This is a genomic window from Mycobacterium sp. NGS40 (assembly GCF_059812735.1).
Genome location: NZ_JCALDG010000002.1, coordinates 38,477 through 61,060, shown reverse-complemented (window position 1 = coordinate 61,060; position 22,584 = coordinate 38,477). Strand labels below are relative to the sequence as shown.

Annotated in this window: 19 protein-coding genes and 2 pseudogenes; 13 read left to right on the top strand and 8 right to left on the bottom strand. The window is 67.9% G+C overall.

Annotation, left to right across the window (positions count from 1 at the left end; translation table 11 throughout):
- Nucleotides 1–5: 5 nt before the first annotated feature.
- From qcrB to ctaE, 4 genes are read right to left on the bottom strand one after another with little or no spacing between them, the layout of a single operon-like run.
- Nucleotides 6–1,652, bottom strand: coding sequence for a cytochrome bc1 complex cytochrome b subunit (qcrB, locus tag AC5Y5O_RS03750; protein WP_500023819.1), 1,647 nt, complete (start codon nucleotides 1,650–1,652; stop codon nucleotides 6–8).
- A complete protein-coding gene (gene qcrA, locus AC5Y5O_RS03745; protein WP_500023817.1) occupies nucleotides 1,649–2,827 on the bottom strand; it encodes a cytochrome bc1 complex Rieske iron-sulfur subunit in 1,179 nt (392 codons plus the stop codon). The genes qcrB and qcrA overlap by 4 nt, the downstream gene beginning before the upstream one ends.
- The gene (gene qcrC, locus AC5Y5O_RS03740) at nucleotides 2,824–3,696 is read right to left on the bottom strand and encodes a cytochrome bc1 complex diheme cytochrome c subunit (RefSeq protein WP_423790906.1); all 873 of its coding nucleotides are present in this window, start codon (nucleotides 3,694–3,696) and stop codon (nucleotides 2,824–2,826) included. The genes qcrA and qcrC overlap by 4 nt, the downstream gene beginning before the upstream one ends.
- Before the next feature lie 42 nt (nucleotides 3,697–3,738).
- Complete coding sequence (gene ctaE, locus AC5Y5O_RS03735; protein ID WP_096288648.1) at nucleotides 3,739–4,350, bottom strand: aa3-type cytochrome oxidase subunit III; 612 nt, start codon at nucleotides 4,348–4,350, stop codon at nucleotides 3,739–3,741.
- A gap of 138 nt (nucleotides 4,351–4,488) precedes the next feature.
- Here ctaE and trpD point away from each other — a divergent pair, with 138 nt between their 5' ends.
- A complete protein-coding gene (trpD, locus tag AC5Y5O_RS03730; protein WP_500023814.1) occupies nucleotides 4,489–5,592 on the top strand; it encodes an anthranilate phosphoribosyltransferase in 1,104 nt (367 codons plus the stop codon).
- Here trpD and AC5Y5O_RS03725 read toward each other — a convergent pair.
- Nucleotides 5,530–7,383, bottom strand: a pseudogene (locus AC5Y5O_RS03725) (DEDD exonuclease domain-containing protein); the annotation flags it as partial. The gene trpD and the pseudogene AC5Y5O_RS03725 sit on opposite strands and share 63 nt — an antisense overlap.
- A gap of 134 nt (nucleotides 7,384–7,517) precedes the next feature.
- Between AC5Y5O_RS03725 and AC5Y5O_RS03720 the strand changes: the two are divergent.
- The 4 genes from AC5Y5O_RS03720 to pimB all read left to right on the top strand — a co-directional run bounded on the left by AC5Y5O_RS03720 (nucleotide 7,518) and on the right by pimB (nucleotide 11,280).
- On the top strand, nucleotides 7,518–7,772 hold the full coding sequence (locus tag AC5Y5O_RS03720; protein ID WP_096288642.1) for a hypothetical protein: 255 nt from the start codon (nucleotides 7,518–7,520) through the stop codon (nucleotides 7,770–7,772).
- Between the two features lie 186 nt (nucleotides 7,773–7,958).
- On the top strand, nucleotides 7,959–9,131 hold the full coding sequence (gene ripC / locus AC5Y5O_RS03715; protein ID WP_500023812.1) for a peptidoglycan hydrolase RipC: 1,173 nt from the start codon (nucleotides 7,959–7,961) through the stop codon (nucleotides 9,129–9,131).
- A gap of 49 nt (nucleotides 9,132–9,180) precedes the next feature.
- Complete coding sequence (locus AC5Y5O_RS03710) at nucleotides 9,181–10,029, top strand: hypothetical protein (protein ID WP_500024119.1); 849 nt, start codon at nucleotides 9,181–9,183, stop codon at nucleotides 10,027–10,029.
- A gap of 87 nt (nucleotides 10,030–10,116) precedes the next feature.
- Nucleotides 10,117–11,280 (top strand): GDP-mannose-dependent alpha-(1-6)-phosphatidylinositol monomannoside mannosyltransferase, encoded by a 1,164-nt coding sequence (gene pimB, locus AC5Y5O_RS03705; protein ID WP_500023810.1) that lies wholly within the window; start codon nucleotides 10,117–10,119, stop codon nucleotides 11,278–11,280.
- A 170-nt stretch (nucleotides 11,281–11,450) separates the two neighbouring features.
- On the opposite strand, the gene AC5Y5O_RS03700 is transcribed toward pimB, so the two are convergent.
- Nucleotides 11,451–13,253, bottom strand: a complete 1,803-nt coding sequence (locus tag AC5Y5O_RS03700) for an AMP-dependent synthetase/ligase (RefSeq protein WP_500023808.1) — start codon at nucleotides 13,251–13,253, stop codon at nucleotides 11,451–11,453.
- Nucleotides 13,254–13,412: 159 nt separating this feature from the next.
- Between AC5Y5O_RS03700 and AC5Y5O_RS03695 the strand changes: the two genes are divergently transcribed.
- From AC5Y5O_RS03695 to AC5Y5O_RS03675, 5 genes are all read left to right on the top strand, one after another.
- Nucleotides 13,413–13,802, top strand: coding sequence for a polyketide cyclase / dehydrase and lipid transport (locus tag AC5Y5O_RS03695; protein ID WP_096288634.1), 390 nt, complete (start codon nucleotides 13,413–13,415; stop codon nucleotides 13,800–13,802).
- Between the two features lie 103 nt (nucleotides 13,803–13,905).
- Nucleotides 13,906–14,343 carry an SRPBCC family protein gene (locus AC5Y5O_RS03690; RefSeq protein WP_096288632.1) on the top strand — a complete coding sequence of 146 codons (438 nt, stop codon included), beginning with the start codon at nucleotides 13,906–13,908 and terminating at the stop codon, nucleotides 14,341–14,343.
- Nucleotides 14,336–15,619: an ArsA family ATPase gene (locus AC5Y5O_RS03685; protein WP_500024118.1), complete on the top strand. Its 1,284-nt coding sequence runs from the start codon at nucleotides 14,336–14,338 to the stop codon at nucleotides 15,617–15,619. The genes AC5Y5O_RS03690 and AC5Y5O_RS03685 overlap by 8 nt, the downstream gene beginning before the upstream one ends.
- Complete coding sequence (locus AC5Y5O_RS03680) at nucleotides 15,616–16,014, top strand: hypothetical protein (protein WP_096288628.1); 399 nt, start codon at nucleotides 15,616–15,618, stop codon at nucleotides 16,012–16,014. The genes AC5Y5O_RS03685 and AC5Y5O_RS03680 overlap by 4 nt, the downstream gene beginning before the upstream one ends.
- Nucleotides 16,015–16,101: 87 nt before the next feature.
- Nucleotides 16,102–16,839, top strand: coding sequence for a lysophospholipid acyltransferase family protein (locus tag AC5Y5O_RS03675; protein WP_500023805.1), 738 nt, complete (start codon nucleotides 16,102–16,104; stop codon nucleotides 16,837–16,839).
- 10 nt (nucleotides 16,840–16,849) lie between these two features.
- On the opposite strand, the pseudogene AC5Y5O_RS03670 reads toward AC5Y5O_RS03675, so the two are convergent.
- A pseudogene (locus AC5Y5O_RS03670) lies at nucleotides 16,850–18,149 on the bottom strand (glycosyltransferase 87 family protein).
- A 114-nt stretch (nucleotides 18,150–18,263) separates the two neighbouring features.
- Between AC5Y5O_RS03670 and AC5Y5O_RS03665 the strand changes: the two are divergent.
- The 3 genes from AC5Y5O_RS03665 (at nucleotide 18,264) to AC5Y5O_RS03655 (ending at nucleotide 21,105) form a co-directional block, all read left to right on the top strand.
- Nucleotides 18,264–19,130 carry a hypothetical protein gene (locus tag AC5Y5O_RS03665; protein WP_500024117.1) on the top strand — a complete coding sequence of 289 codons (867 nt, stop codon included), beginning with the start codon at nucleotides 18,264–18,266 and terminating at the stop codon, nucleotides 19,128–19,130.
- A 9-nt stretch (nucleotides 19,131–19,139) separates the two neighbouring features.
- Nucleotides 19,140–19,643, top strand: a complete 504-nt coding sequence (locus AC5Y5O_RS03660) for a polyadenylate-specific 3'-exoribonuclease AS (RefSeq protein ID WP_096288622.1) — start codon at nucleotides 19,140–19,142, stop codon at nucleotides 19,641–19,643.
- 73 nt (nucleotides 19,644–19,716) lie between these two features.
- A complete protein-coding gene (locus AC5Y5O_RS03655) occupies nucleotides 19,717–21,105 on the top strand; it encodes a class II 3-deoxy-7-phosphoheptulonate synthase (protein ID WP_096288620.1) in 1,389 nt (462 codons plus the stop codon).
- Here AC5Y5O_RS03655 and AC5Y5O_RS03650 read toward each other — a convergent pair.
- Nucleotides 21,102–22,547, bottom strand: coding sequence for an FAD-dependent oxidoreductase (locus AC5Y5O_RS03650; protein ID WP_500023802.1), 1,446 nt, complete (start codon nucleotides 22,545–22,547; stop codon nucleotides 21,102–21,104). The two genes, AC5Y5O_RS03655 and AC5Y5O_RS03650, sit on opposite strands and share 4 nt — an antisense overlap.
- Nucleotides 22,548–22,584 lie beyond the last annotated feature (37 nt).

The following is a 22,584-nucleotide window of genomic DNA, read 5'->3' as shown; positions in this document are numbered from 1 at the left end:
GGCGGCTAGTGCTCGCCGTTGCTGGATCCGTTGGTTTCCTGGCGTTCCCGCAGCGCGGTCAGCGCGCGTTGCTCCGAGGCGTGGGCCGCCTCGCGCAGCGCCGCATCCTCGGACGGCGGGTCGGCGAACAAGAAGCTGCCGCTGCCCGGCGTACCGGCGGAGCCCAGCTTGTTCATCTTGTTGGGAATCGCCGCGCCCGCGTATTCCAGCGGAATCGGGTGGCCGTGGTCGTCGACTGGGCCGAGCGGCTGGTGCAGCTCGATGTAGGCACCGTGCGGCAGCCGCTTGATGATGCCGGTCTCGACGCCGTGCTCAAGCAGCGCCCGGTCGCTGCGCTGCAGCCCAATGCACCAGCGGTAGCTGATGAAGAAGACGAGCGGCGGCAGGACCACCATGCCGATACGCCCGATCCACGTCGTCGCGTTGAGCGAGATGTGGAACGTGAACGCGATGATGTCGTTCATCGCGCACAGCGTCAGCAGCATGTAGAAGGCGATCGCCATCGCGCCGATCGAGGTCCGCACCGGCACGTCGCGCGGCCGCTGCAGCAGGTTGTGGTGGGCCTTGTCGCCGCTGAACCGCTTCTCCAGGAACGGGTAGATGATCAGCAGGATGAAAACGGCACCCATGATCAGGGCCACCCAGACCACGGCCGGAATGGTGTGGTGCCAGAAGTAGAACTCCCACGGCGGCCAGATACGCGCCAGGCCTTCGGTCCACATCATGTAAAAGTCGGGCTGCGAGCCGGCCGACACCTGAGATGGCTTGTAGGGACCCAGGTTCCAGATCGGGTTGATCTGGAGCAGGCCGCCCATCAGGCCCAGCACACCGACGATGGCCGCGAAGAACGCGCCGGACTTGACCGCGAACACCGGCATGACGCGCACGCCGACGACGTTGTGCTCGGTGCGTCCCGGACCGGGGAACTGGGTGTGCTTCTGGAACCACACCATGGCCAGGTGCAGCCCGATCAGCGCCAGGATGATGCCCGGGATCAGCAGGATGTGCAGGGCGTACATCCGGGGGATCAGGATGGTGCCGGGGAAGTCACCGCCGAAAAGTGCCCAGTGCAGCCAGGTTCCGATCACCGGCATGCCCAGCGTGATCGACGAGAGCGCGGCCCGCAGACCGATGCCGGAGAGCAGGTCGTCTGGCAGTGAGTAGCCGAAGTAGCCCTCGAACATCGACAGGATCAGCAGCAGCGAGCCGATCACCCAGTTGGCCTCGCGGGGCCGGCGGAAGGCGCCGGTGAAGAAGATGCGCGCCAGGTGCACCATGATCGACGCCGAGAACATCAGCGCGGCCCAGTGGTGGATCTGGCGGACGAACAGGCCGCCGCGGACCTCGAAGGAGATGTCGAGTGCCGACTGGTAGGCCCGCGACATCTCGACGCCGCGCAGCGGCTGGTACACGCCGTTGTAGGTGACGTCGACCATGGACGGGTCGAAGAACAGCGTCAGGTACACCCCGGTGATCAGCAGCACGAAGAAGCTGTACATCGCGATCTCACCGAGCAGGAACGACCAGTGCGTCGGGAAGACCTTGTTGAGCTGCCGGCGGACCGCGGCCGACGGGTGATACCGGCTGTCGATGTCCTCGCCTTGGCGGGCCAGGACATCACCGATCTTCGGGGGACTCAGTTTCGGACTCATGTTGTCGTCCTCTCCCAGAACGCAGGACCGACGGGCTCGATGAAGTCGCCGTTGGCGACGAGATACCCGTTTGAGTCAATGGTGATCGGCAGTTGCGCCAACGCACGGGCCGCCGGGCCGAAGATCGGCTTGGCGAAATGCAGAGCGTCGAACTGCGATTGGTGGCAGGGGCACAGGATTCGGTAGGACTGCTGCTCGTACAGCGACGACGGGCAGCCCAGGTGCGAGCAGACCTTGGTGAACGCGAAGAACTCGCCGAAGTTGAAGCTTTCCTGGTTCTGACGCTTGACCACCCGCGGCATGTCGGTGGGCCGGATCCGGATGAGCATCACCGGATTACGGACCCCCATCTTGATGCCGATCAGCTTTTCGTGCGATTCCACCGTGGTGCCGTCGCCGTCGGACTCCCGCCACGGGAACACGGTCTCCATGCCGCCGGCGTCGATGTCCTCGGGGCGCATCTTGACGAACGGGGCACCCTCGGTGGCGCCGGTGGCGCGCGCCAGGAAGATCGTCTCGCCGTGGTAGCGCGGGGTCCAGCCCGAGGTCCACAGCACCGCTTTCATGCCGTCGGCGGTGGGCACGACCGGCTTCCACGGGTTCTTGATCAAGCCGCCGGCAAACGCCACCAGGGTGCCGAGGCCGAACGCGCCCATGCCCAGGCCGAACGACGCTCCGATCAGCTTGCGGCGCCCGATCGTCGACGTCTCGTAGGCGTCAGTCAGGTTCGCGACGACCGTCTTGCGGTCGATGTCACGCGAGACGCCGTCATGGCGGTCCTGAATCGAAATCTCTTCCGGGATAAAGCGTTTCTGATACAGGATCGCGCCGATGGCGATCGACAGGACCGACATCCCGAACGTGAAACCGTACAGCGGCGTAGCCAGCGAGTAGAGGAAGTTGCCGGCTTGCCCGTCGCCCTTGTACTCCCACGGCCAGAACAAGAAGATCAGCAGCAGTGCCAACCCGAATCCGCCGCCCAGCAAAAGCCACAGGGCCACGCCGCGCTCGGCACGCTTCTCGGCCTTGGTGCCCTCGACCGGCCAGCGCGGCTCCTTGAAGACGGTCTCGACGCCGTCGATCTTGCCGCCCAGCTCGAGCAGTTCCTGGTTGGACATCGCCGCCAGTGCGGCCTGGTCCGGTTCTTTACCGACGCCGGTGCTTTCCGAGCTCATGCCCGTGCCCCAATCCACAATGCCAACGCGATGGCCGCGACCATCCCGATGATCCAGATCGCCATGCCCTCGGGTGCCGGCCCGAACCCGCCCAGGCCGTAGCCACCCGGCGAGCGCTCCTCGGTGACGTTCTTGACGTAGCCGATGATGTCCTTCTTGGCTTCGAAGGAAAGCTGGCGGTCGGCGAACTTCGGCATGTTCTGCGGGCCGGTCAGCATCGCCGTCAGGATCTGCTGCTCGTTGGCCTCACCCAGGTCGGGTGCGAACTTGCCCGACGACAGCGCGCCGCCCTTACCGGTGAAGTTGTGGCAGGAGGCGCAGTTGAGACGGAACAGATCGCCACCGCGGCCCAGGTCCTCGCCGCGCAGCGAGTGCATCGCGATGCTGCCGTCGGGATTGCGCACCACGGTCGGGCCGCCACCGTTGGCCTGGACGTAGGCCCCGAGCGCGTCGATCTGGGCCTCGTCGAAGATCGGCGCTTTACGCGGGGCCTGGGCCTCGCCGCGCATGGCCGGCATGCGGCCGCTGGACACCTGGAAGTACACCGCCGCCTCGCCGACGCCGATCAGGCTCGGCCCGTGGTCCGGCACGCCCTGCAGGTTGGCGCCGTGGCAGGACACACAGGAGGTGTCGAACAGCTGCTTGCCGTTGCGCAGCAGCGCCGAATTCGACTCGTCGGCGACCGCGACCTGTGGGGTGGGGGTCAGGACGGCGGCCAGCCCGCCGGAGATGGTCAGCGCGATCATCAGCAGCACCCCACCGGACAGCCGACGGCGAAGGCGCCGCCTGCTCTGCTCCCGCAGGGCTTTTTTGCGAGGCTGACTCTGCGGCTTACGGCCGCGGGATCGGATGAACCCCAGGTTCTTCAACCGAGCACTCCTGTCTATTTCCCTGTATTCGGAGCCGCCGGCTCATCGGATGAAATAGATCACGGTGAACAGCGCGATCCACACGATGTCGACGAAATGCCAGTAGTAGGAGACGACGATGCTGGCCGTCGCCTGCGCCGGGGTGAACTTACTCATCCCGGTGCGGGCCAGCAGGAATATGAAGGCGATGAGCCCGCCGGTCACGTGCAGGCCGTGAAAGCCGGTGGCCAGATAGAAGACGCTGCCGTAGGCGCTGCCGTGGATGGTCGTCCCGTGGGTGGCCAGGTGGTAGTACTCGTAGGCCTGCCCGAGGACGAAGAACAGTCCCATCAGGAAGGTGATCACGTACCACCGGCGCAGCCCGAACACGTCGCCGCGCTCGGCGGCGAACACGCCCATCTGGCAGGTGAACGATGACGCGATCAACACCAAAGTCACCGGCACGGCCTGGTACAGATTCAGCTCGGTGGGCGGCGGCGGCCAGTTCCCGCCCGCCTGCGCCCGCGCCGTGAAATAGAACGCGAACAGGCCAGCAAAGAACATGAGCTCGCTGGACAGCCACACTATGGTGCCGACACTGACCATGTTGGGCCGATTCAGCGAATGAACTCGCGACGTGATCGCGGTCCCCGAGGTCCCTACAGCACTCGTCACATCCGCAAGTATGACGCTTTGTAGTTGTTGAACTCTACCCGGGGCGGAAATTCGCCTCCGCGCGTCGCTTTTGTGGAACTTTTCCGGGCCGGGAAACGACGGTTGGGTGTCGGTTGGTCCACGTGGGACCATCGGCGCGTGGCTCTCTCATCTGAGGCTGGATCGCCCCGGGCGTTTTCCGCGACGGCTTCCGGGGTTACCCCGACCTGGCCGCAGCTGCTGGGCCGGTTGACCGACGGGCAGCAGCTGGCCCGCGGTCAGGCCGCGTGGGCGATGGACCAGATCATGACCGGCAATGCGCGCCCGGCCCAGATCGCCGCCTTCGCGGTCGCGATGAAGATGAAGGTGCCCACCGCCGCCGAGGTCAGCGAGCTGGCCGACGTGATGCTCAGTCACGCGCTGCGCATCCCGGCCGAAGCGATCCGCGATGACGCCGTCGACATCGTCGGTACCGGCGGTGACGGCGTCAACACCGTCAACCTGTCCACGATGGCCGCGATCGTGGTCGCCGCCGCCGGGGTGCCGGTGGTCAAACACGGCAACCGTGCGGCGTCGTCGCTGTCTGGTGGCGCCGACACGCTCGAGGCGCTCGGCGTGCGCATCGACCTGGGGCCCGATCAGGTTGCGCGCAGTCTCGCCGAGGTCGGGATCGGGTTCTGCTTCGCGCCCACGTTCCATCCGTCCTACCGGCACGCGTCCGCGGTGCGCCGTGAGATCGGGATACCGACGGTCTTCAATCTCCTTGGGCCGCTTACCAACCCGGCGTTGCCGCGGGCCGGTCTGATCGGCTGCGCGTTCGCCAACCTCGCCGAGGTGATGGCCGGGGTGTTTGCCGCTCGCCGCGCCAGCGTGCTGGTCGTGCACGGCGACGACGGCCTGGACGAACTGACCACTACCACCACCAGCACGATCTGGCGGGTGCAGGCCGGCACGGTGGACAAGCTGACGTTCGATCCGGCGGGATTCGGGTTCGCCCGTGCCGATCTCGACCAGCTGCTGGGCGGCGACGCGGACGCCAACGCCGCGGAGGTGCGCGCCGTGCTGGGCGGTGCCAAGGGCGCGGTCCGCGACGCCGTCGTGCTCAACGCCGCCGGCGCGATCGTCGCGCACGCGGGCCTATCCAGCCGCGCTGAATGGTTGCCGGCGTGGGAGGACGGGCTGGCGCGTGCCGGCGCGGCCATCGACTCCGGGGCCGCCGAAGAGTTGCTCGCGCGTTGGGTGCGGTTCAGCCAGCAGGCCTGAGTCCAGCTCTCGCGCGGCCTGTTGGGAGGCCAGCCGCGCTGAGCGCGCCGTCGCCGCCCACCCCGCCCAGGGGCCGGCCGATCGCAGCGGCGAGGCCCAGCCGATGTCGTCGGCGACCCGCACGATGCGCACTCCCGGGGCGATGAGCCAGCGCGCGATCAGCGCGGTCTCTTCCACCAGCGCACCGCCCAGCGGGGCGGCGACCGGCAAAATCGTTTGTGCCCCAGCCACAATGGCGTCGACTACCGGCATCGGCGGTACCCCACGCCGGGCGGTGCCCGCCGAGGCGAGCTGACCGTGGCGGATCACGGCGAGGTGATAGCCCCCGCTGCCGTCCGGGGCCGCGGCGATCAGCTCGGGCAGCGCGGCCAGCGCCCGCAGCCGCTGACCCCGCCACAGCACCTCGACGGTCGTGGCGGTGCGGTCGCGCAGCCGCGCCGCGCTCTCGAAGTGGCGATGGCCGGCCAGCACGCCGACCTGATCGACGGCGGCCCCCAACGCGCAGTTGTCCCTGCCGTCGATCAGGGCCGCGGCGCGCTGCGTGGCCGCGGCGTACTGCATCGCGCTCAGGTCGCGCGCGGCCGGACAGGGCGACACCTCGACCTGGGGGCAGGCCGGACCGTGGCGGGCTGAACGGCCGAGTCGCGTTGTGCAGGTCCGGATCCCGGTGAACCGCGCCAGCAGCCGCGCGGTGTCGGCGGCGTCGGTGCGGGACCGAAACGGCCCGATGGCGCGATCATGTCGCGGGGCCCGTACCACCGACAGCCGGGGGAACGCCTCGTCGCTCAGCGTCACCCACCACCACCGCTGCGGGAACCTCGAGCGGCGGTTGTACGGCGGCGCGTGCGCGGCCAGCATCCGCAGCTCCCGGACTCCGGCCTCCAGGGCATGGGCACACTCGACATAGTCGACGGCGCCGGCCAGCGTCACCATCTCCTTCATCCGGCCGCGGGGGTCGCCACCGGTGAAGTATTGGCTGACCCGGCGCCGCAGGTCGACAGCGGTGCCCACGTAGAGCACCTCGCCCGACGGGCCGCGGAACAGGTACACGCCGGGCTGGTGCGGCAGGTGGTCGGCGAGCACGCGCTTGCGGCGCTGGGTCGGTGTCACGTTCGGCAGATACGCGCGCAGATCGGCGTAGGTGTGCACACCCTGGTTGCCCACCCGCTCGATCAGCGCGTGCAGCACGTCGACGGTGGCGCGGGCGTCGTCCAGCGCGCGGTGGGTGGGTTGGGTGGCGACGGCGAAGAGCCGCGCCAGGGCGGCCAGTCGCACGCTGGGCGCTTCCTCGCGGCTCAGCACCCGGCGCGCCAGCCGCACCGTGCACAGCACTTGCGGTCGGGGCCAACGGATTTCGCAGTGTTCGGCGGCGGCCCGCAGAAAGCCGATGTCGAACCCCGCGTTGTGGGCGACCAGCACCGCGTCCCCGGCGAACTCCAAGAACATCGGCAGCACGGCGTCGATCGTCGGGGCGTCACACACCATCGTCGTCGTGATGCCGGTGAGCGCGACGATCTGCGGCGGGATGCTGCGCTGTGGATCCACCAGGGTGCCGAGCTCGCCGAGCACGACGCCGCCGCGGACTTTGACCGCCCCGATCTCGGTGATGGCGTCGGCAGCCGCCCCGTCTTTCGCGCGGCTGCGCCCGCCGGTCGTCTCCAGGTCGACGACGACGAAGGTGGTCTCGCGCAGCGGGGTTTCGTCGGTGGCCGTCCAGCTCGGGTCGCCGCCGGATTCCCGGTTCGCTCCCAAGTCGGCAAAACTCAGTTGAGTCCCACCAGTCACACCCATGCGCGTGACGTTAGGCATCGGGGCCGACACTCGCGGTGTTTCGGGCGCGGGGTGTCGCGCGCACCAAAAGATGTCGGTGCCCGCAGTTAGCGTTCGGGCCGAGCACGACAAGCCGGATGAGAGGACCGATTCCGATGGCCCACAGCAGACGAACCGAGAGCAAAGGTGTCGCCGCGTCAGGACCGGGTGCCCCGGTGGTGATCGACTGCGACGACTGCGCGGCGCGCGGCCCGGGATGCCGGGATTGTGTGGTCAGCGTGCTACTCGGGGTACCGGAAACTTTGTTGGAAGACGAACGGGCCGCACTCGAGGTGCTCGCGGACGTGGGGATGGCGCCGCGGTTGCGGTTGGTGCCGATTCATCGAAATCGCGGGTCCGGTGTCGCCTAATGCCCTTGAGTGCCAAAACCCCAGGACCGCTCCGCGTACCCCGTCTCGTTCACATACTTATGTCATAAATCTTTCCATTTTCTTAACGATCTGGTTTGGACAAACGCCGATATCGTTTCGTAACCTGTTTGAGACCTAAACCCAGCTCGACCTCTAACGTCGATGGCAGTTTAAGGAAGCAATACTTTGAGTTTCGGCTCCGCGCATTCGATCTCGCGTGTCATCACGCGGTCAGTCATCGGGACGCTGGCAGGCCTCACGGTCTTATCGGGTGTCTGTGCCGCCAATGTGGCGGCCGATCCGGCCGACGACGCCCTGGCAAAGCTCACCGAGCTCTCCCGGCAGGCGGAGCAGACCACCGAGGCCATGCACAGCGCGCAGCTCGACCTCAACGAGAAGCTCGCCGCCCAGCAGGCCGCCGACAAGAAGCACTTGGACGACCAGGCCGCCGTCGATGGGGCGCGGGCTCGACTGGCCACCTTCCAGAGCGCCGTGAACAAGCTGGCCGCAGCGACCTACATGGGTGGCCGCGTCGACGGCATGGAGGCGATGCTGACCGCGCAATCCCCGCAGGGATTGATCGACAAGCTGGCCGTACAGCGCGTGATGGCGACTCAAATGTCCACGCAGATGGCAAGTTTCCGGGTGGCCAGTGAGCAAGCCGCCAAGGCGGAGCAGGCATCGGCCAAGTCCGCCGCGGAGGCCAAGAGTGCGGCCGAGCAGGCTGCCGCGGTGCGGGCCAGTCTGCAGTCCAAGCAGAGCCAGCTGCAGGTTCAGATCGCGGTCGTCAAATCGCAGTACGTGTCCCTGTCGCCGGAGCAGCGCACCGCGCTGGCCGATCCCGGACCGATGCCGGCCGCCGCGCCGCTTCCCGGTGCGCCCGCCCCGGAGGCGTTGCCGCCCGGTGCGCCGCCGGCACCCGGCGCGCTGCCGCCCGGCGAGGTTCCGCAGCCGGCGGGGATGATGCCCGGCCTTCCCGGAATGGCTCCCGGTGGTCCGGGTGGCCCTGGGGGTGACCGCGCCAACGTCGTTCAGGCGGCGCTGACCCAGGTGGGAACGCCGTACTCGTGGGGTGGTGCCGCACCTGGCGGGTTCGACTGCTCCGGACTGGTCATGTGGGCCTTCCAGCAGGCCGGTGTCTCGTTGCCGCACTCGAGCCAGGCGCAGGCCAACGGCGGTCAGCCGGTGGCGCTGTCGGACCTGCAGCCCGGGGACGTGGTGACCTTCTATTCCGACGCGTCGCACAGCGGCATCTACGTCGGCGACGGCATGGTGATTCACTCGTCCACCTACGGCGTGCCGGTACGGGTGGTGCCGATGAATGCCGCGGGCCCGATTCACGACGCCCGCCGTTACTGACCGTTTTCCGTCCAGGCAATACCGTCGGCGTCGCCGGTGGCTATCGATCCTGCTGGCCTGGGTCTTCGTCGTTGAGATCGTGGTCGCGGCCGCCGTCCCGCTGAATGCCCGCGACGGCCGGATAAGACCCGCACAGCTGGTCGTGCCCGCGCGCACCCAACCGATCGCCGGGCGGGCGCCGCTGATCGTCGGTGACCGCCAGGTCCGGCTGATCGGCCTGGGCGGTGCGGCCGCGGACCGCCTGCTGGCCCGTATCGCAGCCGAGATACCCACCGCGATCGACAAGGTCGAGGCATTCTGGGGAGCCGACTGGTCGCCCGACATCTCGGTAGTGGTCGCCGGCTCCGACGACCAGTTCCGCGCCGCCGCCGGTGGCGGATCGCCGGAGCAGTGGGCGGACATCGCCGCGATCACCGTCGCGGATCGCATCGATCCCGCGCATCGGGTGGTGGTCGGCCAGCGGATCGTGTTCGCCCCCGGTGCTACCGGCATGAGCGACTCGGCGTTGCGAATTGTGTTGACACACGAGCTTTTTCATTACGCGGCACGCGCCGGCACCGCGCTCGACGCGCCGCGATGGCTGGCTGAAGGCGTCGCCGATTTCATTGCCCGGCCCAGTGGCCCGGTCCCCGCCGGACAGCGCTCGCGGCCCGTGTCGCTGCCGTCGGACTTCGACCTGGACACCCCGGGGCCGCAGCGCTCGCTGGCCTACGACCGTGCCTGGTGGTTCGCCCGCTTCGTCGCCGATACCTTCGGGACGCCGAAGCTGCGTGCCTACTATCTCGCCGTCTGCGGCGTCACCCATGCCGACCCGTACACCGCCGGCCGCGACGTGCTGGACATCGACCCGGCAGGCCTGCTCGCGCGCTGGCAGCAATGGATGGTCGGCGGGGCCTAATTGCCCGACTCGCCCCCTCGCGGCTGGGGGTACCCCCACCTCAGACCGCTGCGCGCTCTGCATCGTCGCCAGGCTAGCCTAAGGCAAGTGAGCCGGGTTCTGCTGGTAACCAACGACTTTCCGCCGCGGCGTGGCGGCATCCAGTCCTACCTGCGCGAATTCGTCGGCCGGCTGGTGAGCACCGGGTCGCATGCGGTGCTGGTGTACGCGCCGCAATGGAAGGGCGCGGACGCCTTCGACGCCGAAGCGGCCGGCTATCGGGTGGTGCGACATCCGGGGACGCTGATGCTGCCGGGGCCGGCCGTCGATGCCCGGATGCGACGGTTGATCGGCGACCACGGCATCGACACCGTGTGGTTCGGCGCGGCCGCACCGCTGGCGCTGCTGGCGGCGCGGGCCCGGCAGGCCGGTGCCACCCGGGTGCTGGCCAGCACGCACGGTCATGAGGTGGGCTGGTCGATGCTTCCGGTGGCGCGGTCGGTGCTGCGTCGCATCGGCAACGACACCGACGTGGTGACGTTCGTCAGCCGCTATACCCGGTCCCGGTTCGCGACGGCGTTCGGGCCCGCGGCGTCGCTGGAATACCTGCCGTCGGGAGTCGACACCGACCGGTTCCGCCCGGACCCCGCCGGGCGCACCGAGCTGCGCAACCGCTACGGACTGGGCGAGCGGCCCACCGTCGTGTGCTTGTCCCGCCTGGTCCCGCGCAAGGGCCAGGACATGCTGATCAAGGCGCTGCCCTCGATCCGGGAACGCGTCGATGGCGCCGCCCTGGTGATCGTCGGCAGCGGCCCGTACCTGGACGCCCTGCGCAAGCTGGCCCAGAGTTGCGGCGTGGCCGACCACGTGACCTTCACCGGCGCGGTGCCCTCGGCCGAACTGCCCGCCCACTACGCACTGGCCGACGTCTTCGCGATGCCGTGCCGCACCCGCGGCGCGGGCATGGACGTCGAGGGCCTCGGCATCGTTTTCCTGGAGGCCTCGGCGACCGGCGTCCCGGTGATCGCCGGCGATTCGGGCGGAGCTCCAGAAGCCGTGCAGCACAACAAGACTGGACTCGTCGTCGACGGGAACTCGGTGCGCATGATCGGCGACGCCGTCACCGAACTGCTGGCCGATCCGGACCGGGCCGCGCTGATGGGCGCGGCCGGACGCGATTGGGTGACCACGAACTGGCGCTGGGACACGCTGGCGGCGCGGCTGGCCGATCTTCTCCGAGCCGACGATGTGGGCCGCGCGGCGGCCCGCTGAGGAGGCGAGAAATCCGGTCTGGCGAGCCGACGATGTGGGCCGCGCGGCGGCCCGCTGAGGAGGCGAGAAATCCGGTCTGGCGAGCCGACGATGTGGGCCACGCGGCGGCCCGCTGAGGAGGCGAGAAATCCGGTCTGGCGAGCCGACGATGTGGGCCGCGCAGCGGCCCGCTAGTCCTTCTCGTAGAGCGCCTCGATGTCGGAGGCGAACTTCTCGGCCACCACGTTGCGTTTGAGCTTCATCGTCGGGGTCAGCTCGCCGGTGTCCTCGGTGAAGTCGACCGGCAGGATGCGGAACTTGCGGATCGATTCGGCATGCGACACCGACAGGTTGGCCTGCTTGACCGCGGCGTCGATCTCGGCGACCAGATCCGGATCCGTGGCCAGATCGCCGACGGACGAGCCCTCGCCCTTGCTGTTGCGCTGCTTCCAGCTGTCGAATGCCTCCGGATCGATCGTGATCAGTGCTCCGACAAAGGGTTTGGCGTCCCCGACCACCATCGCCTGGCTGATCAACGGGTGCGCCCGCAGTTGGTCTTCCAGCACGGCGGGCGCGACGTTCTTGCCGCCGGCGGTAACGATGATCTCCTTCTTACGGCCGGTGATCTTCAGGAAGCCGTCCTCGTCGAGCGCGCCGAGGTCGCCGGTTTTGAACCAGCCGTCTGCGAACGCCTCGGCGGTGGCCTGCTCGTTGCGCCAGTAGCCGCTGAACACCACGCCGCCGCGCACCAACAGTTCACCGTCGTCGGCGATGCGCATGCTGTTGCCCGGCAACAGCGTTCCGACGGTCCCGATCTTGACCCTGCCGACCTGGTTGACCGTGATCGCCGAGCTGGTCTCGGTCAGGCCGTACCCCTCGTGGATGGTCAGGCCCACACCCCGGTAGAAGTGCCCCAGCCGGGCGCCCAGCGGCGCGCCGCCGGACACCGACGCGTGGCAGTCGCCGCCCAGCGCGGCGCGCAGCTTGTGGTAGACCAACCGGTCGAACAGCGCGTGCTTGGCGCGCAGCAGCAGCCCGGGCCCGCCGTTTTCCTGCGCCTCGCTCCAGTCGACCGCGGTTTGCACGGCGCGCGCGAAGATCGGCCCCTTGCCGTCGTTGGCGGCGTTCTGCTCGGCGGTGTTGTAGACCTTCTCGAACACCCGCGGCACCGAGACCACGACCGTCGGCTTGAACACCGCGAACATCGGCAGCAGGTTCTTGATGTCGCTGGTGAACCCACATGTCACCTTGTTGGCGAACGCGGACAGGGTCAGCGAGCGGGCCAGCACATGGGCCAGGGGCAGGAAGATCAACAGCCGTTGCCCCTCGTCCAGCAGGGTTGGCAGACACTCCTTGGCACCCCGTGTCTCGTAGAGCAGGTTGGAATGGGTGAGCTGGCACCCTTTGGGACGTCCGGTGGTCCCGGACGTGTAGATCAGCGTCGCGGGATGCTCCGAGCGCAGCGCCGCTTGGCGAGCGGTCAGCTGCTCGGGGTCGACCGACGCGCCGGCCTCGACGAGCTGGTCGAGCGCCTTGGGGCCCGACCCGTCGATGTGCAGCACCCGGCGCAGGGCGGGAAGTTCGCCGGTGAGCTCGGTGACCGTCGCGGCGTGCGCGTCGGTTTCGGCGAACGCCACCACGGCTTCGGAGTCCTTCAGCACCCAGCGCACCTGCTCGGCCGACGAAGTCTCGTAGATCGGCACGGTGACGGCGCCGATCGACAGGATGGCCAGGTCGAGGATCGCCCACTCGTAGCGGGTGGCCGAGAAGATCGACACCCGGTCGCCGGGTTCCACGCCCAGCGAGATCAGGCCCAATGCAGCGGAGCGGATCTGCTGGGCGGCCTCGGCGCAGGTGACGTCGGTCCACACCCCGTCGATCTGACGTTGATAGATGACCAAGCTGGGGTCGTCGCGCTCGTGCTCGAAGACCATGGCCGCGATGTTGTCGTGCTCGCCGACGGAGAAGCGGGCAGGAACGCTGTACTCACGCACTCTTTTGACTCCGATTGATCTGGTGACTGGTGGCCGGCTTGCTGTAACTCAGACTAATCGCGGTATTCGCGCAGCAACCAAGCAGTCGGTTGGGCGGCCGCTTTGTTGCGGTGCGCCCTCGGCGACGTGCCTCGGATATTGATATGTGAAGCTGACACGATGCACAGCATCCAGATCGCGGACCAGACCTACGTGGCCGCCGACGGTGCACTGGTCGGCGCCGCGATCGGCGACCGGGCGTGCTGGAGACGGTGGTGGCCGGATCTGCGGCTACAGGTCGTCGAGGACCGGGCCGAAAAGGGAATTCGCTGGACGGTCACCGGGGCGCTGACCGGCACGATGGAGGTGTGGCTGGAGCCCTCGCTGGACGGGGTTGTGCTGCACTACTTTGTGCACGCCGAACCCACTGGCGTGGCGGCCTACCAGCTGGCCAAACTGAACTTGGCGAAAATGACGCACCGCCGTCGGGTGGCGGGTAAGAAGATGGCTTTCGAGGTCAAGGCGACAGTGGAACGGTCACGACCGGTCGGCGTTTCTCCGGTAGCTTAACTCCGGTCAAGGTTCGCCCGGAGAGTAGCGTTTCGGTCCAAAGGCGGGGTACTACCGGAGAGGACCGGCGTGTGCCCCCTTGCGGAGAGAAGGTAGCGGCCAGGTGGCGGAAAAGACGACCCAGACGATTCACATCGAGGCAGACCCCGGCACGGTGTTGCAGGTGATCGCCGACATCGATTCGTACCCGGACTGGATCTCGGAGTATAAGGAAGCCGAGGTTCAGGAGCGCGGGGCCGACGGCTACCCGAAGACCGTGCGCTTCGTGATGGACGCCGGTGTCATCAAGGACACCATGGTGATGTCCTACCAGTGGCCGGCCGATCACAAGTCGCTGAGCTGGACCCTGGTCTCCAGCTCGCTGCTGCGCTCGCTCGAAGGGTCATATCGGTTGGCGGCCAAGGATTCTGGGACAGATGTCACCTACGAACTCTCGGTCGATCTGGCCATCCCGATGATCGGGTTGCTCAAGCGCAAGGCCGAGCGCCGGCTGACCGACACCGCATTGAAGGATCTGAAGAAACGAGTCGAGGCTGAGTGAGTCCGTTTCACCCACCCCGCCCGTTACCGGCGCCCGGATCAGCCTCTTCGTGGGGAAGGGTGGGGTAGGAAAATCCACCCTCGCTGCTGCCACCGCGGTCTGTGACGCGATCGAAGGGCAGCGCGTGCTGGTGGTCTCAACCGACCAGGCGCACTCGCTGGGCGACGTGCTCGGCATCCCGGTCCCGCCGAACGGACGCGGCGAACCGGTTCGGGTGCTTGCCGGCCTGGAAACTGGGGGAGCCGCCGAGACGGGATTGCTCGACGCGCTGGCGCTGGACACGTTAGCCCTGCTCGAGGCCCGCTGGCATGAGGTGGTCACCGCGCTGGATCGCCGGTTCCCCGACTCCGAGCTGAGTAGTATTGCCCCCGAAGAACTTTCGGCGTTGCCGGGCATCCAGGAGGTGCTCGGCCTGCACGCGGTCGGCGAACTCGCGGCGTCGGGACGATGGGATCGCGTCGTCGTCGACTGCGCCTCGACCGCGGACGCGCTGCGCATGCTGACGCTGCCGGCCACGTTCGGGCTCTACGTCGAGCGCGCCTGGCCGCGCCATCGCCGGCTGTCCATCACCGCCGACGACGCCCGCTCGGCCGCGGTGGTGGAGCTGATGGAACGCATCAGCTCCAGCGTCGAGCGGCTCAGCGCACTGCTCACCGACGGGGATCTGGTCAGCGCGCACCTGGTGCTGACGCCCGAGCGCGTGGTGGCCGCCGAAGCGGTCCGGACGCTGGGCTCGTTGTCGCTGATGGGGGTGCGGGTCGAGGAGCTGATCATCAACCAGGTTCTGGTCGAGGACGAGTCCTACGAGTACCGCAACCTGCCCGAGCACCCGGCGTTCTACTGGTACGGCGAGCGGATCTCCGAGCAGCGCGCGGTGCTCGAGGAGCTCGATGCCACGATCGGTGACGTGGCGCTCGTGATGACCCCGCACTTGGCGGGTGAGCCGATCGGACCCAAGGCGCTGGGCGGGTTGCTCGACAGCGCGCGTCTTCGGCGTGGAGCCGCCCCACCAGGACCGTTGCGTCCTATTGTGGATCTCGAGTCGGGGTCGGGACTTGGGTCGATCTACCGGATGCGGCTAACGTTGCCCCAGCTCGACCCCGGATCGCTGTCCCTGGGCCGGGTGGACGACGACCTGATCATCAGCGCCGGCGGGTTGCGGCGCCGGGTTCGGTTGGCGTCGGTACTACGGCGGTGCACGGTGCTCGACGCGCATCTGCGGGGCGGTGAGCTGACAGTTCGTTTTCGACCAGATCCGGAGGTGTGGCCCAAGTGAACAAGCCGCACCCCGATATCGCACCCGAACTACGCAAACTGGCCGAGGCGATTCTGAACGGAATCGATCCCGCCGTGCGCATGGCCGCGGCGATGACCGCGGGCAACGGCGTCGGCACCGGCAAGTGTCAGCAGATCTGGTGTCCGGTGTGCGCGCTGGCCGCGCTGGCGACCGGCGATCAGCACCCGCTGCTGACCGTGATCGCCGATCACAGCATCGCGCTGCTCGAGGTGATCCGCGCGATCGTTGACGACCTCGACCGGTCGTCCGGGCCAACACCGCCACCGCCTCCGGACGGTCCGCCCGGCGGCGCGGCGGCGGCCGAGGGCGCCCCCGCGGGCGAGGCGCAGGTGCGGACTCGCTACCAGCCCATCGCGGTCACAATCGAAGATTGATCCTCAGGGTTTGAATGTGGTCCCCTCCGTCGCGGATGGGTACAGTTGGCGCAGAACACCGGCGGGTTTCGGGCGAGAGGGAGGGCCATGGCGTACTGGCTATTCAAGTACATCCTCCTGGGTCCGCTGCTGCAATTGCTTGGCCGGCCGAAAGTCGAAGGCCTGCAATATGTTCCGAGCACGGGCCCGGCGATCTTGGCCAGTAACCACCTCGCGGTGATGGACAGCTTCTTCTTGCCGTTGGTGGTGCGGCGGCGCATCACCTTCCTGGCGAAGTCCGAATATTTCACCGGCACCGGAATCAAGGGCTGGTTGAGCCGCTGGTTTTTCACCGCCGTGGGCCAGGTGCCGATCGACCGCACCAACGCCGACGCCGCACAGGCCGCACTGCAAACCGCCCAGCGGCTGCTGGGCGAGGGCAAGTTGATGGGCATGTACCCCGAGGGCACCCGGTCGCCCGACGGCAGGCTGTACAAGGGCAAGACCGGACTGGCCCGGCTGGCGCTGGAGACCGGGGTGCCGGTGATCCCGGTCGCGATGATCGGCACCGACGTCGTCAACCCGCCGGGCACCACGATGCTGCGCTTCGGCAAGGTGACGGTCCGGTTCGGCAAGCCGATGGACTTCTCCCGATTCGAGGGCCTGGCCGGTAACCGGTTCATCGAGCGGGCCGTCGCCGACGAGGTCATCTACGAGCTGATGGGTCTGTCCGGTCAGGAGTACGTCGACGTCTACGCCGCGACGGTCAAGAACCGCAGCAACGGCTCCAACGGTCAGGGGCCGGACGACGAGGCCGCGCGGATCCCCGAGACCGCTGCCGGCTAGGTCGCGACGTTCACGTCGCGCAATAGCTCGTGGCCGGTGCCGGAATCACTGCGCCCCTGCGAATCCCGACCCGCGACCCGGGCGGTGACCGTGAGTCCGACCGTGACGAGCACGGCCAGCGCCCACCACACGTAGCCCATCCCGAGCAGCTGACGCCACCAGTTGGCGGTCTCCTCATGGTGCTTGGGCATCAGCTCGATCGGTGTCCAGTCGATGTACGTCAGCGCCACTCCGGCCAGCGTCACGACGGCCAGCGCGATGTTGCGCCGCCGCCAGCCCAGGATCGCGGTCACCAGCAGCGTCGGCAGCACCCAGACCCAGTGGTGTGACCACGACACCGGCGACACCATCAGCCCGAACAGGGCCACGCAGATGACCGCGAGCGTCGTCTCGCCGGCCTGCAACACCCGCCGCATCGCCCAGATGGTCAAGGCCAGCACGGCCAGGCACAGGCCCACCCAGAGCAGGAAACGCAGGTGCTCGGAAAGCCCGATGCGGGCCAGCGCACCCGCGATGTTCTGGTCGGTGTTCAGCGCCGCGGAGCCGATCCGGTCGGTGTGGTGCACCGTGTGCGTCCAGTACTCCCAGGAGTCGTCCCAGGCCAGGATGAACCCGACGAGCGTCCAGATCGCGAACGACGTCATGGCCGTCAGTGCGGCGCGGAAGTCGCGGCGCACCAGGAAATACAGCAGGAACACCGCGGGGGTGAGTTTGAGCGCCATGCCCAGCCCCAGCAGCAGCCCGCGCGGCCAGGGCGTGCGGCGCGGCACGCAGTCGGCGATCACCAGCGTCATCAGCACGACGTTGATCTGGCCGAACGCGAAGTTCGAGGCGATGGGCTCCAGCCAGATCGAGGCCGGCGCCACCACCACGACGGCCAGCCACCAGCGGCGCAGCCAGGCCGGCCCGGGCACCACCGTCGAGGTGTTCCACACGTCGAGGCGGGTCAGCACGATGACGGTCGACACGATCAGCAGCACCAGGGTCAGCACCGTGATCGCGACGCTGGCCGCCGGCATGTGCAGCCAGGCGAACGGGCAGAACACGATCGCGGCCAGCGGCGGGTAGGTGAACGGCAGATTCAGCCCGATCGGTGTGTGGAACAACACGTCGCCGCGGTACAGCGGACGTCCGTCCAGCCAGGTCTGGCCGCCCATTTGATAGATGTCGATGTCGATGCGGTACGGCGTGTGCGCGAACAAGCCCCAGGCCGCGTAGCCCAGTGCCGCCGCGGCCAGCAGCCACAACACGCCCCACAACAACGCCCGCCCCGGTCGGCTGCCCACAACGGGCGCCTGCGAATTACTCATGTTGTACATCAGCGTAATCGGTGTCGATGGCCGCGATGTCGCGCAGCGCGGCTCCCGCGTCGCGCACAGGTGCGGGCGTAGGTTGCAAGCGTGTTGGGATGGTTCGCGCCCAGGGTGGCCCACTGGTTCTCGCACGACATCGTCCACGGCGGCCGGCTCCCCCTGCTCTGCTGCCTGGTCGCCTTCATCCTGACCTTCTTCGTCACCCGGACTTTCGTGCGCTTCATCCGGCACCGGGTCGCGTCCGGGCGCCCGGCCCGATGGTGGCAACCGCGCAACGTCCACGTCGGGGGAGTGCATATCCACCACGTGACGTTCGGGGTGGTGCTGGTGATGATTTCCGGAGTGTCGCTGGTGACGTTGTCGGTCAACGGGCAGGAGCCCGAAAACACGCTGTCCGCAATATTTTTCGGTATCGGCGCGGCGTTGGTGCTCGACGAGTACGCGCTGATCCTGCACCTATCCGACGTCTACTGGGAAGAGGACGGCCGCAGCTCGGTGGACGCGGTGTTCGCCGCCGTGGCGGTAGCCGGGTTGCTGATCATGGGGCTGCACCCGTTGACGTTCTTCTTTCCGTTCTGGCACGGCACCGACTCGTTCGTCTGGCATGCCGCGGTGGTCGCCACGATGGTGATGACGCTGCCGCTGGCGGTGGTGGTGGTGCTCAAGGGCAAGGTGTGGACCGGTCTGCTCGGCATGTTCATCGTGGTCTTGCTGGTCATCGGGGCGATCCGGCTGTCGCGTCCGCATGCGCCGTGGGCGCGCTGGCGATACACCGCGGCGCCGGACAAGATGCGGCGCGCGTTGCAGCGGGAACGTAAATGGCGCCGGCCCGTCGTGCAGGCCAAGCTGTGGCTGCAGTGCGCGATCGCCGGCACGCCGCGGCTGCCCGACGAACGCCTGGTCGACGCCCAGCTCGACCACGACGTTCACGCCGCACCGCCGCCCGAGGGAACCGAACCCATCCTGATCGGCAGCTAGCCTTTCGGAGTGCGGTACTTCTACGACACCGAATTCATCGAGGACGGCCGCACCATCGAGCTGGTCTCGATCGGGGTGGTCGCCGAAGACGGCCGCGAGTACTACGCCGTGTCCACCGAATTCGATCCCGAACGCGCCGGGGTCTGGGTGCGCGCCAACGTGCTGCCCAAGCTGCCGCCGCCCGCTTCGCAGCTGTGGCGCTCGCGCAAGCAGATTCGCCACGACCTGGAAGCTTTCTTCGGCATTTCCGGCGGCCAGGCCGCCGAACCGATCGAGCTGTGGGCCTGGGTGGCGGCCTACGACCATGTCGCGCTGTGCCAGCTGTGGGGGCCGATGCCGGGACTGCCCAAAGCAATTCCGCGCTTCACCCGGGAGCTGCGCCAGCTCTGGGAGGACCGGGGATCGCCGCGGCTGCCCCCGCGACACCGCGACGTGCACGATGCGCTGGTGGATGCCCGCGATCAGATGCGCCGGTTCCGGCTGATAGTGTCCGGCGACGATGCGGGCGCGTGAGCGTCCTGCCAAGCAGCCCCAGCCCGACTGACGAATGGCCTTGGCCCTGGCTGGCCACAGATATCATGGACCGATGAACTGGACCGTCGACGTACCGATCGACCAGCTGCCGGCGCTGCCGCCGCTGCCCGCTGACCTGCGGACGCGGCTGGACGCTGCATTGGCTAAGCCTGCCGCGCAGCAACCGTCGTGGCCCGACGAGCAGGCCGCCGCGATGCGCACGGTTCTGGAAAGCGTTCCGCCGGTGACGGTGCCGTCCGAAGTCGTGCGGCTGCAAGACCAACTCGCCCAGGTCGCCAAGGGTGAAGCCTTCCTGCTGCAGGGCGGCGACTGCGCGGAGACGTTCGTCGACAACACCGAGCCACACATCCGGGGCAACGTGCGCACCCTGCTGCAGATGGCGGTGGTGCTGACCTACGGCGCCAGCCTGCCGGTGGTCAAGGTGGCCCGCATCGCGGGTCAGTACGCCAAGCCCCGGTCGGCCGATATCGACGCGCTGGGCCTGAAGTCCTACCGCGGCGACATGATTAACGGCTTCGCCCCGGATGGCGCTGCGCGCGTGCACGACCCGTCTCGGCTGATCCGTGCCTACGCCAACGCCAGCGCCGCGATGAACCTGATGCGGGCGCTGACGTCGTCGGGGCTGGCTTCGCTGCACGGGGTGCACGACTGGAACCGGGAGTTCGTCCGCACCTCGCCGGCGGGTGCCCGGTACGAGGCGTTGGCGGCCGAAATCGACCGCGCGCTGAGCTTCATGAGCGCGTGCGGCGTGGCCGACCGCAATCTGCAGACCGCCGAGATCTACGCCAGCCACGAGGCTCTGGTGCTCGACTACGAGCGCGCGATGCTGCGGCTGTCGGAAAGTGAAGACGGCGACCCGCAGCTCTACGACTTGTCGGCGCACACGGTGTGGATCGGGGAGCGGACCCGCCAGCTCGACGGCGCGCACGTCGCGTTCGCGGAGGTGATCGCGAACCCGATCGGCGTCAAGCTCGGCCCGACGATGACGCCCGAGCTGGCGATGGAGTACGTCGAGCGTCTCGACCCGCACAACAAGCCGGGCCGGCTCACGCTGGTCAGCCGGATGGGCAACAACAAGGTCCGCGACCTGCTGCCGCCGATCATCGAGAAGGTGCAGGCAACCGGTCACCAGGTGATCTGGCAGTGCGACCCGATGCACGGCAACACCCATGAGTCGTCGACCGGGTACAAGACCCGGCACTTCGACCGCATCGTCGACGAGGTGCAGGGCTTCTTCGAGGTGCACCGCGCGCTGGGCACCCATCCCGGCGGCATCCACGTCGAGATCACCGGCGAGGACGTCACCGAGTGTCTGGGTGGGGCACAAGACATTTCGGATCACGATCTGGGCGGCCGTTACGAAACGGCGTGCGACCCGCGGCTGAACACCCAGCAGTCGCTGGAGCTGGCGTTCCTGGTCGCCGAGATGCTGCGCGACTAGCTTCGCGCAGCAAGCCGCTCCCGTTGCGGCACAACCGAAGCCGCGGCCGCACGATTTCTGCTCCGGGAAAATCGCGCCCGCAGGTTTCCCCACAGGATGCGGGGCAGCAGGGCGGGATCGCGCAGCCGCGACGGCGGGTCGACGAAGTTCGAAACGCGAAAGAAGCGTTCGGTCAGCACGACGTCATGGGCGGCGGCGTTCAGGGCCGCGTTGGAGAGCCGGCCCTGCAGCCGTGCTCTGACGGATTTTCGGTCGCGAGTCGGGGAAGGGACTCGCGACCGGGCCTGATTGGCGACCCAGGTCGCCCCGATGTAGCGCGCGGTGGCGCGAAAATAGCGTGGCGCAAGGGCCGTATTGCCACCGGAGCTCAGGCACTCGCGCAGGGTCAGCGCTTCCAGCGCGGCAATCGTCATGCCCTGACCGTGGGTCGGGTCGAAGCTGCAGAGCGCGTCGCCGATCACCAGCAGACCCGAAGGGAAGCCGGGCATCTGGTCGTAGCGCCGCCAGACCGCGGCGGCGTGGCGATAGGTGACGGCTTCCCCGATGGGGTGCGCCTGGCGCAGACCCTCGACGATGGCCGGGGGGAGGGACGGCGCGGCCAACTCGAGCATCTCTGCGAAATCGGTTGGCAGCTCTGCGGATTCGGTGTGCTGGCCGATCGCCAGCATCCAGGTGTCGTGCTCGCAGGCCAGCAACAGGCCGCCGGGCTTGCCGTCACCCGGATTGAACAGCACCAGCCGCTGGGCGATGGATCCCTCGGGGGCACTTATGTGTTGGCTCGAGTAGCCAAGCCTGGACACTTGCCGGTCCTCGGTGGGCCGTGGGAAACCCAGCCGTTCTAAAAACGCCGGGGTGCGCGCGGCCCGGCCCATCGCGTCCACCACCAGATCGGCGTCCAGTGTCGTGACAAAACCGTTGTAGCGCCTGATGATTCGCACCCCATTGACGATGTCTGAGGTGTTGACCAGTTCGGCGACGTCGTGTCCGTCGAGGAACGTGACGTTGGCCAACGCCTTGACGCGTCGGCGCAGATGAAATTCCACGAACGGCCGGCTTGCCAGGCAGAGCGCCAGTGCGTCCGGATCGGCGAATCTGCCGGACCGCTTGAACTCATAACGCCCGACGCGCACATAGAAATTCGACAGCTCGCCGTCGTCGACGACGACCGCCCCGGCTCGGGCGAGGTCCGCTAACAGCCCGGGAAACAATTCCTCCAGCACCTGCAGGCCGCGGCTGTGGAAGTTATGCACATGGCGGCCCTGGGGGATACCCCTGCGATGGCACGGGTAGTCGGGCAACCTGTCCCTCTCGACCACGCTGACCGAGTTGTAGAACTCCGAAAGTACGCGCGCCGCAAGTAAACCCGCCATTCCGGCGCCCAGTACGACCGCGTGTTCGCCGAGCCGGTGCGGCGAGTCGATGCCGAGCATTGTCGAACCCATGCAGCGATACGCTACACGAAAATTAAGAAAAATAAGA